This is a genomic window from Novosphingobium sp. HII-3 (assembly GCF_002916655.1).
GTDB classification, from domain to species: domain Bacteria; phylum Pseudomonadota; class Alphaproteobacteria; order Sphingomonadales; family Sphingomonadaceae; genus Novosphingobium; species Novosphingobium panipatense.
Genome location: NZ_PPSM01000010.1, coordinates 1 through 13773 on the forward strand (window position 1 = coordinate 1; position 13773 = coordinate 13773).

14 protein-coding genes and 1 tRNA gene are annotated in these 13773 nt (G+C 63.3%); 5 read left to right on the forward strand and 10 right to left on the reverse strand.

Features of this window, described 5'->3' with window-relative positions; all coding sequences use genetic code 11:
• The first annotated feature begins 151 nt into the window (after positions 1 to 151).
• Entirely contained in the window at positions 152 to 316 is a 165-nt protein-coding gene (locus C2R25_RS20820) for a DUF5818 domain-containing protein (RefSeq protein WP_255400349.1), read from the forward strand.
• 15 nt (positions 317 to 331) lie between these two features.
• Here C2R25_RS20820 and C2R25_RS02640 read toward each other — a convergent pair whose 3' ends face one another.
• The 7 genes from C2R25_RS02640 to aspS all read right to left on the reverse strand — a co-directional run bounded on the left by C2R25_RS02640 (position 332) and on the right by aspS (position 7323).
• A complete protein-coding gene (locus tag C2R25_RS02640) occupies positions 332 to 1585 on the reverse strand; it encodes an integrase arm-type DNA-binding domain-containing protein (RefSeq protein WP_103727750.1) in 1254 nt (417 codons plus the stop codon).
• A 178-nt stretch (positions 1586 to 1763) separates the two neighbouring features.
• A tRNA-Met gene (locus C2R25_RS02645) sits at positions 1764 to 1840 on the reverse strand.
• 107 nt (positions 1841 to 1947) lie between these two features.
• Positions 1948 to 2511 (reverse strand): 2'-5' RNA ligase family protein, encoded by a 564-nt coding sequence (locus C2R25_RS02650; protein ID WP_103727751.1) that lies wholly within the window; start codon positions 2509 to 2511, stop codon positions 1948 to 1950.
• 91 nt (positions 2512 to 2602) lie between these two features.
• On the reverse strand, positions 2603 to 3577 hold the full coding sequence (gene mltG, locus C2R25_RS02655) for an endolytic transglycosylase MltG (protein WP_103727752.1): 975 nt from the start codon (positions 3575 to 3577) through the stop codon (positions 2603 to 2605).
• A 13-nt stretch (positions 3578 to 3590) separates the two neighbouring features.
• Positions 3591 to 4853 carry a beta-ketoacyl-ACP synthase II gene (gene fabF / locus C2R25_RS02660; protein ID WP_103727753.1) on the reverse strand — a complete coding sequence of 421 codons (1263 nt, stop codon included), beginning with the start codon at positions 4851 to 4853 and terminating at the stop codon, positions 3591 to 3593.
• Positions 4854 to 5022: 169 nt separating this feature from the next.
• Positions 5023 to 5259: an acyl carrier protein gene (locus C2R25_RS02665; RefSeq protein WP_007679564.1), complete on the reverse strand. Its 237-nt coding sequence runs from the start codon at positions 5257 to 5259 to the stop codon at positions 5023 to 5025.
• A 243-nt stretch (positions 5260 to 5502) separates the two neighbouring features.
• Positions 5503 to 7323 (reverse strand): aspartate--tRNA ligase, encoded by a 1821-nt coding sequence (gene aspS / locus C2R25_RS02670; protein WP_103727754.1) that lies wholly within the window; start codon positions 7321 to 7323, stop codon positions 5503 to 5505.
• Positions 7324 to 7539: 216 nt separating this feature from the next.
• On the opposite strand from aspS, the gene C2R25_RS02675 reads away from it, so the two are divergent.
• The 3 genes from C2R25_RS02675 to C2R25_RS02685 all read left to right on the forward strand — a co-directional run bounded on the left by C2R25_RS02675 (position 7540) and on the right by C2R25_RS02685 (position 10120).
• Entirely contained in the window at positions 7540 to 7875 is a 336-nt protein-coding gene (locus tag C2R25_RS02675) for a hypothetical protein (protein WP_103727755.1), read from the forward strand.
• A 65-nt stretch (positions 7876 to 7940) separates the two neighbouring features.
• Positions 7941 to 9149, forward strand: a complete 1209-nt coding sequence (rnd, locus tag C2R25_RS02680) for a ribonuclease D (protein WP_103727756.1) — start codon at positions 7941 to 7943, stop codon at positions 9147 to 9149.
• Positions 9150 to 9223: 74 nt separating this feature from the next.
• Positions 9224 to 10120: a hydrogen peroxide-inducible genes activator gene (locus tag C2R25_RS02685; RefSeq protein WP_103727757.1), complete on the forward strand. Its 897-nt coding sequence runs from the start codon at positions 9224 to 9226 to the stop codon at positions 10118 to 10120.
• 22 nt (positions 10121 to 10142) lie between these two features.
• Here C2R25_RS02685 and C2R25_RS02690 read toward each other — a convergent pair whose 3' ends face one another.
• Together C2R25_RS02690 and pgsA are read right to left on the reverse strand one after the other, a co-directional pair.
• Positions 10143 to 11303 (reverse strand): MFS transporter, encoded by a 1161-nt coding sequence (locus tag C2R25_RS02690; protein WP_103727758.1) that lies wholly within the window; start codon positions 11301 to 11303, stop codon positions 10143 to 10145.
• A gap of 55 nt (positions 11304 to 11358) precedes the next feature.
• Positions 11359 to 11952, reverse strand: a complete 594-nt coding sequence (gene pgsA, locus C2R25_RS02695) for a CDP-diacylglycerol--glycerol-3-phosphate 3-phosphatidyltransferase (protein ID WP_103727759.1) — start codon at positions 11950 to 11952, stop codon at positions 11359 to 11361.
• Between the two features lie 123 nt (positions 11953 to 12075).
• Here pgsA and C2R25_RS02700 point away from each other — a divergent pair, with 123 nt between their 5' ends.
• Positions 12076 to 13389, forward strand: a complete 1314-nt coding sequence (locus tag C2R25_RS02700) for an MFS transporter (RefSeq protein WP_103727800.1) — start codon at positions 12076 to 12078, stop codon at positions 13387 to 13389.
• Between the two features lie 19 nt (positions 13390 to 13408).
• On the opposite strand, the gene C2R25_RS02705 is transcribed toward C2R25_RS02700, so the two are convergent.
• Positions 13409 to 13642: a hypothetical protein gene (locus C2R25_RS02705; RefSeq protein ID WP_103727760.1), complete on the reverse strand. Its 234-nt coding sequence runs from the start codon at positions 13640 to 13642 to the stop codon at positions 13409 to 13411.
• Positions 13643 to 13773 lie beyond the last annotated feature (131 nt).

Consider the following 13773-nt stretch of genomic DNA (forward strand, 5'->3'; position numbering starts at 1 on the left):
ACAACCAACATCCCTGTACCCGCCGTCCGGAACCCAAACGGCGGCGCTTCTCATGATGAGATGAAGGGGGTCAATTTTAGACGCCGATCACCCCGCTAAGGGGGTCAATTTTGCACGCCGCTCCACAGGTCGAATACGCGTCTCGGGAATTTTGAGCCGTGGTAGACGCGGGTTGTTTCTGACCACGACAGACGAAGTCGTCTGGATCATCGAGAGCGAAGAACCCGAATGCGAATTCGTCGGATCAGCGGTGATTGTCGAGGGGGTTGTCGCAGGTCGAGATCGTTTGCGCGCAGACTGGATTGGACCGGTCTGATCGAAGCCATAGTTATCAGGCTGCGCGCTTCCCTGCCTTCTTGATGTCGATCACCTTCCCGCCGCTCAGATAGTCAGCCCAGTCCTGCATCATCCGGCGCCGGGGAGCCAGGTATTCAGCGGCATTGTAAGCTCCACGCACGTCGTTTTTCTCCGAATGCGCGAGCTGTAGTTCGACCCAATCCTCATGGTATTTCCTGATCCACATGGGCGGCTTGCCGAACTCGACCAACTGCTCATTGGCCCAGGTGCTCGCCAAGCCCCGGAAGCCGTGTACGGTTTGGCGACTGTGGTATCCGAGGCGATAGAGCGCGTAGATCATTGTGTTCTCTGAAAGCGGCTTGTTCGGGCCATTACCCGGGAAGAGAAACTCGCCAGGCGCTGCTGCTATCATGGATTTCGCGATGTGCGTTGCCTGCTGCGAGAGGGGCACTAAATGCTCTCGTCCCATCTTCATTCGCTCGGCCGGTATGCGCCAGACGGGTGATTTGCCGCCCAGGTCTTGAAACTCGGATTTGGCGGCGAACCGGAGTTCCTTGGTTCGAACCCAAGTCAGAAGTGCAAAGAGAACTGCATCACGGGTGATCGCGGACCGTCGTTCGCCCTCTTCCTGGTAGGCATGCAGCTTCTCGATAAATGCGGGCAATTCGCTGAGCGGCAACCGGCTCATATGCTTCACTCTTGGTCGCGGCTTTAGCGCCCCACGCAAATGTGTCGTCGGATCATTCGAGGCCAGACCACACGCGATTGCGAACTGGAAGACTTGCCCCACCCCTTGCTTCGCACGCCGGCTGATATCGAGCGCGCCTCTTGCTTCGATTTTGCGTATCATCGCCAGGACGTCGGGCGCCGTGATTTCATTCACGAGTTTCTCGCCGATGGCTGGAAGGACGTCCCTTTCCATGCGCGACCAGACGCGCTCGGCGTGCGCGGAATTCAAAGAGCTCTTTCGATTTTCATGCCAGCGCTTTGCGACCTCGAAGAAGGTGGCTCCTTCCTGCGAGATCACTTCTCCCTTGGATTTCATTGGATCCTTGCCCTCGGCTAGCAAAGCCTTTGCGGCTGTGCGCTTGTCGCGCGCGGCAGCTATCCCGAGGTCAGGGTAAGCGCCGAACGAGAGCAACTTCTCCTTGCCCGCGAAGCGGTACTTCATCCGCCATAACTTTGAACCGTTCGCCTGTACGAACAGGAATAGGCCCTCCCCGTCGGCCAGCTTGTAGGCGCGCTCGCGTGGCTTGGAATTTCGGGCCTGAATCTCCGTGAGAGGCATTGGGGGTATCGCTCCTTTCCCATACTCCGCGAAAATACCCCCAAAATACCCCCACACCAAATCTGGCTGCATGTGGAAGACCATGGGCGCATGCGGACGCGAATCACCCGCAGCCCTCTGCTTTTCTTTCGATTTTTGGAAAAATGCGGAAGCTAGTGGAAGCTTCCGGATCAAGGAATGGTAGCGGAGGAGGGACTCGAACCCCCGACACGCGGATTATGATTCCGCTGCTCTAACCAGCTGAGCTACTCCGCCATACCATGCCTGCCGTTTGGGAGGCTTGATCTGGTGCGCCGCGGCTGCGGTGCAGGCCGCGTCCTCTAGGGGGGAGGTTTGCATCCGTCAACACCCAAAAAGCACATTCAGCCACGAAAGGAAAAAAGACGGATAGAGCGCCACAGTCCGTCTTCCCAGGCGTAGAGGCCGAAGCCCCGGAAGCGGAAGGACAGCGGCTGCAACTGAGGACCGAGCTCCGCCTGCAGCGCCCGCGCAGCCTGGGTGGTGACTTTGTTCTGGATCGTCACGTGCAGGCGCAAGGGCTGTGCATCCTGCTGCGTCAGCAGGCCATGCATGCGGTCCGCCACAACCGCATGCAGGGCGACCATCTCCGGGCTTTCCACCGCCAGCGCCGTCCCTGCGCCCAGCTTCATAAGGCCTTCTATGCGAGCCGGCGGCGGCGCGGACCGTGCGAGGTCTCCCAGAACTCCGACAAGCTCATCCTCGACGGAGTGCGGGAGGGCGTGGAAAAGCGTTACATGGGCACGAAGGCGGTTCCGCTCGGGGGGGTAGTGCGCCCGGCGCAGCGCATCGCACCAGGCGAGTACGTCGGGCGGCAGTTCGGCGGTGACCAGCAGCGGCGCGCGCGGCTTTCGCGGCCCGGTTGCCGCCAAGTTCACCGTCGGCCAGTCAGCTGCCGAATCCGTCATCGCACATCTCCGCAGCACCAGCATGGCGCGGAGTTGGGAAAAACACTGTCGCGGAGACTTGTTCCCGTATGGGAGACAGGCCCCTCCGCCTTCAGAGCTCGCCCCGCTCGCGGCGGATGGCGAACCACTTGGCCACGTTGCGATTATGCTCTTCGAGCGTGTTTGCGAAGACATGGCCGCCCGTCCCATCCGCCACCATGTACAGGGCTTCCGTTTTCGCCGGGTTCAGCACTGCGGCGATGGAGGCACGGCTCGGGTTGGTTATCGGCCCCTTTGGCAGGCCCACCATGGTGTAGGTGTTATAGTCATTCACCGCCCGTATCTCGGACTGCAGGATACGGCGGCCAAGGCGCTTGCCCTTGGTGATCGGATAGATGATCGTCGGGTCCGCCTGCAACAGCATGCCCGTACGCAAGCGGTTGGAGTAAAGCCCCGCCACCATGCGCCGCTCGGAAGGCTTGCCTGTCTCCTTTTCCACGATTGAGGCGAGCGTGATCGCCTCTTCCGGCGTCTTGACTACCAGGTTCGATGCGCGCGCGGGCCAGAGTTCCTTGATCGTCCGGCTCATCGCGGCTTGCATCCGGCGCAGCACGGCCTCGCGCGGCTCGCCCTTTTCGAAGGCGTAGCTGTCGGGAAGGACGGAGCCTTCCTTGGGAACGACGAGGTCGCCGCTCAAGGCCTGTTGCGCCATGAGACGCTCGTAGACCATGATCGAGGGCATCCCCTCCGGCACGGTCACGAAGCGCCGGATGACATCGTCGCTGGAGAGGATTGCCAGCACGCGCGAGGGGCTGGCGTGGGGGGGAATGGCGAACTCACCGGCCTTGATGCCGCTGCCGCCCCCGAAAAAGCGCGCACGCAGCGTGAAACCGGTAGCGGACCGAATGACGCCCTGCTCCTCCAGCCTTTCGGCCACAGCCGCAAGACTGGCGCCGTTGGGGACTATGAAGTGGCGTTCCTTCTCCAGCGGGCCAGAACCATACCAGCCGCCGAAGAAGGCCCAGAGGCTCCCGACGAAGACAATGGCGGCAACCGCCGCCAGGACGCAACCGCGCCGGGAGATCATGGATCTGCGCCTCTTAGTCTATCTTGCGCATCACCAGGCTGGCGTTGGTCCCGCCAAACCCGAAGCTGTTGTTGAGCACAGCACGCACTTCCCGCTTCTTGGCAGTATGCGGCACGAGATCCACCCCAACGCAGCTTTCGCTCGGATTGTCGAGGTTGAGCGTGGGCGGAACGATCTGGTCGCGCAGCGCCAGAATGCAGAAGATCGATTCGACCGCACCGGCGCCGCCGAGCAGGTGCCCGATGGCCGACTTGGTCGAGCTCATCGAGACGTTGTCGATGGCATCGCCGAACAGGCGGCGCACTGCGCCCAGTTCCAGCTCGTCGCCGAGCGGAGTCGATGTGCCGTGCGCGTTGATGTAATCGATGTCCTTCGGCTCAAGACCCGCCTTGCGCAGCGCCATGGCCATAGAACGGTACGCGCCCGAGCCTTCCGGGTGAGGCGCGGTGACGTGGTAAGCGTCACCGGACAGACCATAGCCGATGACTTCGGCGTAGATCTTGGCGCCGCGCGCCTTGGCGTGTTCGTATTCCTCGAGCACGACGACGCCTGCGCCCTCGCCCATGAGGAAGCCATCGCGGTCCTTGTCGTAAGGGCGGCTGGCCTTTTCCGGTTCATCATTGAACGACGTCGAGAGCGCGCGCGCCTGGGCGAAGCCAGCGATGCCGATGGGACAGATGGTGCTTTCCGCGCCGCCGGCCAGCATGATGTCCGCGTCGCCGTCCTTGATCATGCGGGCGGCGTCACCAATCGAGTGCGCGCCGGTCGAGCAGGCGGTGACGACGGCGTGGTTCGGACCCATCAGGCCGTACTTGATCGAGACCTGCCCCGAGATGAGGTTGATAAGGCGTCCGTGCACGAAGTGCGGCGACACGCGCCCCGGGCCCTTCTCGGCCAGCACCAGCGATTCGCTTTCGATGCCCGGAAGGCCGCCGATCCCCGAACCGATCGAGCAGCCCGCCATGAGGCGAGTCGCTTCATCCATGTCCGTGAGGCCGGCATCTTCGATCGCCTGGCCTGCAGCATCGATGCCGAAGACGATGAACGGGTCTACCTGGCGCTGGACCTTGTGGTCGACGCGCTTGTTGGCATCGAAGCCATATTCGTGATCGGCCGGCTTCACCTCGGCGGCGATGCGGCACTTCTGGTCCGATGCGTCGAACCGGGTGATCGGTCCCGCACCCGACTTGCCGGCGAGGATGTTGGCCCAGGTGGTCTCCACATCGCCACCAAGAGGGGTGACGAGACCAAGTCCGGTTACGACGACACGACGCATATGATCTCCGAAACTCTAACTACAGCCCGGTAACGGCGTCGCGCTGAACACGCTTGGCCGAAACGGCAACAGGCCCGCCCCCTTAGAGGTCGAGCCTGTCGATTTCAATCCGGTGTTGCACCCCTGCCCCATTCACTCGGAACGGAGCAAGGGCATGCGACCCGCGAGATCAGCCCTTGTTCTCTTCGATGTACTTGATGGCATCGGAGACAGTGCTGATCTTTTCAGCGGCATCGTCGGGAATCTCGACGCCGAATTCTTCTTCGAAGGCCATGACCAGCTCGACGATGTCGAGCGAGTCTGCGCCCAGATCGTCGATGAAGCTCGCGTCCTCGGTCACCTTCTCAGCTTCGACGCCAAGATGTTCGACGACGATCTTCTTAACCCGATCGGCGGTATCGCTCATTTGTATAGACCCCTTCAAAACTATGCGGGTTTGAATCTCGACAGCCGCCCTAAAGACTGGTGGCGACGCTGGCAAGGGCCTTGACTGAAACGCAGCCCCCTTCCTCGCATCCCGTTATCCCCGATCTGGAGATTGCCTTCCGGGCGTCCCGCCCCGAGCCATCGGCGACGGCTCGGCTGCGCACCATCGGCCTTGAACGGGCACCGCCGCCGGATCAAGCCCCGGACGGCGGAACCCCGTGGATCATTCGGGCGCGACGACCTTCCCCTGCGCAGGAGCCGCCGGCTTCACCGGCTCCACTACACGCAGGTGCAGTTCGCGCAGTTGCTTGGCTTCGGCCGAGCTCGGCGCGTTCATCAGCAGGTCCTCAGCGCGCTGATTCATGGGGAACAGCGTGATTTCACGCAGGTTCTGCGCCCCACAAAGCAGCATGACGATGCGATCGACGCCGGCGGCCATGCCGCCGTGCGGCGGAGCGCCGTACTGGAAGGCGCGGTAGAGGCCGCCGAACCGCTCCTCGACGTCCGCCTTGGACAGTCCCACCTTCTCGAACGCCGCGACCATCAGCTCGGGCGACTGATTACGGATCGAACCCGAGGCAATCTCATAGCCGTTGCAGACAAGGTCGTACTGATAGGCCTTGATGGTGAGCGGATCCTGGTTTTCCAGCGCATCCATCCCGCCCTGAGGCATCGAGAACGGGTTATGGGCGAAGTCGACCTTCTTGTTGTCCTCGTCCCATTCAAAGAAGGGGAAGTCGACGATCCAGCACAGCTCAAAGCGGTCCCTGTCGATAAGGTCGAGCTGTTCCGCCACGCGGGTGCGCGCGAGACCGGCGAGCTTCGCTGCCTGCTCTTCCTTGCCCGCAGCGAAGAACACGCCGTCGTTGGGGCCAAGGCCCAGCGCCTCGACCAGCGCGGCCGTCTTTTCCTCGCCATGGTTCTTGGCGATGGGACCGCCCGGCACGCCCTCCTTGATATTGATGTAGCCAAGGCCCGAATAGCCTTCGCCGCGCGCCCACACGTTCATGTCGTCGAAGAACTTGCGGCTGCCCGCACCGGCGCCCGGCGCGGGGATCGCGCGAATCGTGCCGCCGTTGGCGACGATGCCAGCAAAGATGCCGAAGCCCGATTCAACGAAGTGCGCCGTCACGTCCTTGATGATGAGCGGATTGCGCAGGTCAGGCTTGTCCGAGCCGTAATCCAGCATCGCCTGCGCGTGCGGAATGCGGCGGAACTCACCGGCGGGCGTCACCGGCTTGTCGCCGGCGAACTCGGCAAACGTCGCGCGCAGCACCGGCTCCATCGTCTCCCAGACTTCTTCCTGAGTCACGAAGCTCATTTCGAGATCGAGCTGGTAGAATTCGCCCGGCAGGCGGTCTGCGCGCGGGTCTTCGTCGCGGAAGCAGGGCGCGATCTGGAAGTAGCGGTCGAACCCAGCGACCATAAGCAGTTGCTTATACTGCTGCGGCGCCTGCGGCAGGGCGTAGAACTTGCCCGCGTGGATGCGGCTGGGCACCAGGAAGTCGCGCGCGCCTTCCGGGCTGGAAGCCGTCAGGATCGGCGTCGAGTATTCGGTGAAGCCGGTGTCCTCCATGCGGCGGCGCATGTCGCGGATGATCTGCGTGCGCTTGACGATGTTGGCGTGCAGCGTCTCGCGGCGCAGGTCGAGGAAGCGGTACTTGAGGCGGATGTCCTCGGGATACTCCTGCTCGCCCGCGACGGGCATCGGCAGTTCCTCTGCCTTTGACAGCACCGTGGCCGAACGGGCGTAAACCTCGATCGCGCCGGTCGCCAGGTTGGCGTTGACCGTCCCTTCGGACCGCGCCTTCACGCTGCCCTCGATCGTGACGACGCTTTCGGCACGAAGCGAATCGAGCACGGCCAGCGCGGGACTGTCGACGTCGGCTACCACCTGGGTCATGCCGTAGTGATCGCGCAGGTCCACGAACAGAACGCCGCCGTGGTCGCGCTTGCGATGGACCCAGCCCGAGAGGCGGACGGTCTGGCCGACCTCGGCCGCGCTCAGGGCGCCGCAGGTATGGGAGCGGTAGGGATGGGTCATGATAGGCTCTTTTTATCGTATGGGATAATGCCGGCCCCACTAGTCGACTGCCGCCGTGATTTCCAGATGCGGATTCGCGCAAATCCGAAGCCCGCAGCCGGCACGGCCGATACGTCCCGCGGCTGAAGCCCGCCCGATCGGCTGTAAGCTAAGGTTAACCGCCAAGCTGGTATTGAGCGCGTTACGGGTGAACAGGCAAAAAGTAGGACAAGGTTGATGCGCGCGGAACGCAAGCGGGAAGAGGAGTTCCATCAGAGCGACGAAAGCTTCGCCTTTCCGGCGTGGGCCGACGCGCCGATCGCTGTCCGGGGCAGCTCACACCTGCCGTTGATGTCGCTCGTACCGCGCGCGGATCTGGCGCAGCAGCCGCCCGCCGGCGAGTCCGAGGCCGCCGACAGCGCTGGCGATGCGCAGATGTCGTACTCCCCGCAATCGCAGGATCACACCTCCGGTTCGCAGTTGCGCCGCCGGCTGGTTACGCCGGAAAGCCTCGCCGATTTTGCGCAGAACGACAAACCCGGCTTCTTCCGGAGAATGTTCGGTCGGAAATAAACTGCGACGAAAGCGCAACAGCAGGCGTTGATCCCCCGCGCCGTTAGGCGTAACGCCTCGCTTCAATGAAAATTCATCCGCTGATAACAAAGACCGACGAGCTCGCAGCGCTGTGCGAACGTCTTGCGAAGTCTGATTTCGTGAGCGTGGACACCGAGTTCATGCGCGAGAACACGTACTGGCCTGAACTGTGCCTCGTGCAGATCGCCAACACCGAAGAAGCGGCGGCGGTCGATCCATTGGCTGACGGTCTCGACATGACGCCGCTGCTGGACCTGCTCACGAAGAACGAGGATGTCCTCAAGGTCTTCCACGCGGGCGGGCAGGACGTGGAGATCATCTATAACGCCACCGGCCGCACTCCTCACCCGATCTTCGACACGCAGATCGCGATGATGGCCATCAGCCAGTCCGAGCAGATCGGGTATTCCAACCTCGTCGAATCCTGGCAGGGCGTCACGATCGACAAGGGGGCGCGGTTCACCGATTGGTCGCGCCGACCGCTGACGGACCGCCAGATCGAATACGCCATCGGGGACGTCACATATCTCTCAAAGATCTTCCCCAAGATTCTGAAACGGTTGGTGAAGACCGGACGCGGCGAATGGCTTGACCAGGAGATGGAAAAGCTGGCGGATCCGGAAAACTACCGTAACGAGCCCGCGGAAGCCTGGAAGCGCATCAAGGCGCCGGGTCGCAATCCGCAGGTGCTCGGGCGGCTTCGCGCGATCGCGGAATGGCGCGAACTCGAAGCGCAGAACAAGAACATCCCGCGTGGGCGCATCGCCCGCGACGAGACGCTGGCCGATATCGCCAGCCACCCACCCAAGCAGCAGGCCGATCTGGCGAAGGTGCGCGGGTTGTCCCAGGGCTGGAAAGACAACGAGATCGGCCGCAGGTTGATGAGCGCCATCGCCAAGGCCGAACCGCTTGCAGAGGATGAGCTGCCGCCTCGTGCACCGCGCGGCGCGCCGCTGGGCAAGGAAGGCGCCCTCGTCGCCGACCTACTGAAGCTCCTTCTCAAGATCCGCGCGCGTGAAATCGACGCCGCAGCCCGCCTGCTCGCCCGCAGCGACGAGCTGGAGATGCTGGCCGCGGGCGTTCGCAAGAACCTATCGGTTCTCGAAGGCTGGCGTTATGACGTGTTCGGCCATGACGCGCTTGATCTGGTCGAGGGCAAGCTTGCTTTCGCGGTGGAGAACGGCAAGCTGAAGATGACGCGGGTCGAAGTGGCTGCAGCGCCCGAAGCGGCAGGACAGGAAGCGACGGGATAGGACGTTTGACCTCCTGCCGCAGCGCACAATCAAATGTGCTGGCGACGGCGTGACACTCGTGCAATAGCGGTGTCATGACCGTCTACCAGCCGACGCTCAAGCAGCTGCAGTATCTCGTCTCCCTTCACGAGCATGGCCATTTCGGTCGCGCCGCGGAGGCCTGTTTTGTTTCCCAATCGACGCTCTCGGCAGGCCTGCGCGATCTTGAGACGCTGCTAGGCGTAACGCTGGTCGAGCGGACGAAGCGCGCGGTACGTTTTACGCCGCTGGGAAACGCAGTAGTCGAGAAGGCGCACCGGATCCTGCGGGAGACGGAAGAGCTTTCCGACCTCGTCCAGTCCAGCGGCAAGCCGCTTTCGGGCGAAATGCGCATGAGCGTGATTCCCACGATTGCGCCTTTCCTTCTCCCGCGCATGCTTCCTCGTCTGCGGCGCGAGCGACCGAACCTGAAGCTGTTCCTGCGCGAGGAGCCGAGCCAGCAGGCGATCGAATCGCTGCACCACGGCCGCGCGGATTGCGTGCTGCTGGCCCTTCCCTACGCCACTGGCGAAGTGGAAAAAGAAACGATTGAGTTGGACGCCTTCTTCGTGGCCTTTCCCCGGGACGATCCGCGCGATCCGCCTCCGGAGATCAGCCCGGACATCATCGATGAGAACCGGCTCCTCCTGCTCGAGGACGGTCATTGCCTGAAGGACCACGCACTTGCGGCGTGCAATCGGCCTGAACTCCGGGCCAGTGCGACGATGATCGGCACCAGCCTGCACACTCTTGTGCAGATGGTGGACAATGGCCTTGGCCTCACCATGCTGCCGGAAATGGCGCTGGATGCCGGCATTCTCAACGGCACCAATGTCGTGGCGCGCCCGCTTGTATCACCCAATGCCAACCGCGAGATCGCTCTGGTCTGGCGCAAGAATTCACCCCGTGCGGAGGAATTCCGCATGCTCGCCGACGAATTGCGCGCCGGCTGACGCTCGCACAGGGAGCGGTGGCTCAGCCGCGCCTGCGCATCTGGAGCATGACGCCAAGCGCTGAAAGGCCGATGCCGAGACCGGACACGCCGCTCCAGCCCCAGACATGCCAGATCGCCGTTGCCGCCCCGGAACAGGCGCTGCCGGCCAGGAACATGAGGCTCATGTACACGGTGTTGATCCGCGATCGCGCTTCCGGACGGAGGGCGTAGATGATGCTCTGATTGGAGATCTGACTGAGCTGCACGGCGATGTCGAGAACGAGAACGCCGATAACCAGACCCAGTATGGACGTCCAGAACGCGAAGATCAGCCAGGCGCCAAGTGTCAGGACGGTCGCGCTGGCGATGATCCGGTGCGGGCCGGTGCGGTCGGCCATACGCCCGGCGAGCGGAGCGACCAGAACCCCGGCGGCGCCGACGATTCCGAACAGGCCAGCCGCCTGCGGACCATAGCCGAAATGCTCCTGAAGGTGCAGCGCAAGGATCGTCCAGAACACGCTGAACACCCCGAACTGGCAGCACTGAGTGAACGATGCGAGCCGAAGAGCAGGAAATTCCCGCCACAGGTCGCGAAGGGAGACCAGAAGCGCCCCATACGTCATCTCCGTGGGAGCAGGCCGGCTGCGGGGCAGTTGCAGGGCCATAAGCCCCGCTGTGATCACGGCCAGCGGAACGGCCAGCCAGAACATTTCCCTCCAGCCGAACGCACCTCCCACGAAGCCGGACAGCGCGCGGCTGAGCAGTATCCCGCAGAGAAGCCCGGCCATCACGGTGCCGACTACCGCGCCGCGCTTCTCGTCGGGCGCGATGTTGGCGGCGAAGGGCACGATCTGTTGAGCGACGCAGGCGAGCAGACCCACCAGCAGCGAGCCTGCGAGCAGCAGCCCGGCCGTGGGCGCAAGGGCCACCAGCGCCAGCGCCACGCTGAGGGCGAGGCACTGCAGCACGATCAGCCGCTTGCGTTCGAGCAGGTCCCCCAGGGGAACGAGCGCGACGAGACCGACCGCGTAGCCAAGCTGTGTCACCGTGGGAACATAGGTCACGGTGCTCCCGCCGAGTTCGCGCTGCATGAGCCCGATCACCGGCTGGTTGTAGTAGATGTTGGCAACCGCCAGACCCGCTGCCGCAGCAAGCGAGAACACGACGGAGCGGCGCGGGTTCAGGTGGGATTGTGCATGCATGATTCGAGTGGAGGGCGTTGCCCCTCCCGGCCGCGTCCCGCTACCCCGCGACCGATCAATCCATGTGCCTGAGGCCGACGCGCAGGTAATCCCAGCCCGTCACCAGCGTCAGCACGGCCGCGGCCCACAGCGTCGTCAGGCCGACCGAATGCGGCACGTTCACTACCAGCGAGCCGAGGTCCAGATTCCACCAGGGCATGGCCGTACCAAGGATGAGGGCTCCAAGCGACACGAGCTGGAAGGTGGTCTTCCACTTCGCCAGGCGGCTGACCGGCATCGACACCTGCAGCCCGCCGAGGAACTCCCTCAGCCCGGAAACAGCGATTTCGCGCACGAGAATGACAAGCCCGGCGATGACGTGCATGTCCCCTACGTAGGGACCGCGCAGAATGCCCTGTGCCGTGAGGACCAGGATCACGGCCGCGACCATGATCTTGTCCGCAATGGGATCAAGGAAGACGCCCAGCCGCGAGACTGCGCCGCTCGACCGCGCGAGGTAACCGTCGAAGTAGTCGGTGATCCCCATCAGGCAGTAGAGCCCGAACGCCAGGCCGTAACCGAGTTCCCACGTGGGCCACCACAGAAGGAAAGCCAGCAACGGCACCGCGAGGATGCGGGAGAGCGTCAGAATGTTCGGCAGTGTCAGCATGATGCTACTGCCATAGCGCGCAAACGCTGCAGGAATAAAGTCTCGAACGGGGCTTGTGCGTCAGGCGCAGGCCATTAAGTGTCCCGCCCACCAGTGAGCAAGGCCGGCGGCATACCTGATATCATGACCACGACGACCCAACTCATCCGGACGAGGCGCTTTCTTCCGCTGTTTGTCACCCAGTTGCTGGGCGCGTTCAACGACAACCTGTTCAAGAACGCCATGGTGCTCTTCGTGGTTTACGAGGTGTACCGGTCGGAGGCGCAGGAGGCCCGGTTCAGCGCCCTTGCCTCCGCCGTATTCATCATCCCGTTCTTCCTGCTTTCGGCGCTCGCGGGGCAACTCGCGGACATGCGGGACAAGGCGCTGCTGATCCGGATCATAAAGGCCTGCGAGATCGCCATCATGCTGGTGGGCGGCGCTGGTCTGGCGCTCGCCTGGCAAGGCGTGGCGCTGGATGGCATCGCCATTCCGCTCATGCTGCTGGCGCTCTTTGCGATGGGTGTCCACTCGACCTTCTTCGGCCCTATCAAGTACGCGATCCTGCCTCAGCACCTCAAGGAAGGCGAAGTCCTTTCGGGGACCGGGCTGGTGGAAGCCGGCACGTATATCGCCGTTCTGGCGGGTACGATCGTCGCCGGCTGGATCAGTGTCGACGCGGCGGCCATCGGCGTGATCGCGATCGCCTGCATCGGCTGGCTCGCCGGCCGCCAGGTTCCTGCCGCTCCTCCGCTCGGGCAGGTCGAACCGCTGGACTACCACGTGATCCGGGCTTCGGTGCGCCTCGTGCGGACCACCATGCAGGACCGGCGCGTGTTCCTTGCCATCTGCGCCATCAGCTTCTTCTGGGCCATCGGCACGGTCCTGTTCGTCCAGTTCCCGCCGCTGGCGAAGAACATGCTCATGGCGAGCAAGGAAGTGGCGAGCCTCTTCCTCGTCATCTTCTCCGTTGGTGTGGCGCTCGGATCGATGGCCATCAATGCCTTGCTGAAGGGGACAGTGTCGGCCCGCTGGTCGCCAATCTCCGTCATCGGCATGGGCGTCTCGCTCATGGCATTCCAGCAGGTCTGCCGCCTGTGGCCCCCTCACAGCGGCGACGGCGCCCTGATGGATGTGGGCACCTTCGTGGTGCAGCCGCTTGCGGTGCCGCTTATGCTGACATTGCTGGGCATCGCCGTGTGCGGCGGCATCTTCGTGGTCCCGCTTTACGCGTTCCTGACCACCTTCGTCGAAAAATCCCAGACCGCACGCACCATCGCCGCGAACAACATCGTCAACTCGGGGGCCATGGTCCTGGGGTCGCTGCTGACCGGCCTGATGACCTTCCTGGGAATCGGCGTAGCGCAGCAGCTTCTGATCGTGTCGCTGTGCTGCGTCGCTTCAGCCTGGCTGGCTCACCTGCTGTTCAAGGCGGAGGTCGCGGCCGAAGCCGCCTGATACCCTGCACTGCGCTCCATCATGCGATGAACACGCCGATCGCTACGAAGCAGGAGCAGTAGGTCGACAGAAAACTGCGCCAGTCGCTACCGGAGGCGCGCCATGCGGTCGCCGCCGCCATGTTGGCTGCTGCCCGCCCGTCGCTCTCCGCCCAGGCAGGCACGCGAAACACATGAGGCGGCAGCGAGCGGCGAAACCAGTGGCTGGCCGATTCGTGCGTAAGGACAAGAGCGCGGCGTTTCATGAGCCGCATTGTGCACGTTAACTAAAAGTTTACCACCTGCCCCTCAGCCATGTCTCGGCGCCTTCCCGAAACGGGACAACTCGGCTGCGCGGCTTCTGCATGCAAAAAGGGCCGCCCTGCGGCGACCCTCTTCGGTGTAG

Excerpts from the sequence above, each read along its gene's own strand:
- C2R25_RS02640 (WP_103727750.1), bottom strand. The coding sequence starts at position 1,585 with ATGCCTCTCACGGAGATTCAGGCCCGAAATTCCAAGCCACGCGAGCGC.
- C2R25_RS02650 (WP_103727751.1), bottom strand. The coding sequence starts at position 2,511 with ATGACGGATTCGGCAGCTGACTGGCCGACGGTGAACTTGGCGGCAACC.
- mltG (WP_103727752.1), bottom strand. The coding sequence starts at position 3,577 with ATGATCTCCCGGCGCGGTTGCGTCCTGGCGGCGGTTGCCGCCATTGTC.
- fabF (WP_103727753.1), bottom strand. The coding sequence starts at position 4,853 with ATGCGTCGTGTCGTCGTAACCGGACTTGGTCTCGTCACCCCTCTTGGT.
- C2R25_RS02665 (WP_007679564.1), bottom strand. The coding sequence starts at position 5,259 with ATGAGCGATACCGCCGATCGGGTTAAGAAGATCGTCGTCGAACATCTT.
- aspS (WP_103727754.1), bottom strand. The coding sequence starts at position 7,323 with ATGACCCATCCCTACCGCTCCCATACCTGCGGCGCCCTGAGCGCGGCC.
- C2R25_RS02675 (WP_103727755.1), top strand. The coding sequence starts at position 7,540 with ATGCGCGCGGAACGCAAGCGGGAAGAGGAGTTCCATCAGAGCGACGAA.
- rnd (WP_103727756.1), top strand. The coding sequence starts at position 7,941 with ATGAAAATTCATCCGCTGATAACAAAGACCGACGAGCTCGCAGCGCTG.
- C2R25_RS02685 (WP_103727757.1), top strand. The coding sequence starts at position 9,224 with ATGACCGTCTACCAGCCGACGCTCAAGCAGCTGCAGTATCTCGTCTCC.
- C2R25_RS02690 (WP_103727758.1), bottom strand. The coding sequence starts at position 11,303 with ATGCATGCACAATCCCACCTGAACCCGCGCCGCTCCGTCGTGTTCTCG.
- pgsA (WP_103727759.1), bottom strand. The coding sequence starts at position 11,952 with ATGCTGACACTGCCGAACATTCTGACGCTCTCCCGCATCCTCGCGGTG.
- C2R25_RS02700 (WP_103727800.1), top strand. The coding sequence starts at position 12,076 with ATGACCACGACGACCCAACTCATCCGGACGAGGCGCTTTCTTCCGCTG.
- C2R25_RS02705 (WP_103727760.1), bottom strand. The coding sequence starts at position 13,642 with ATGCGGCTCATGAAACGCCGCGCTCTTGTCCTTACGCACGAATCGGCC.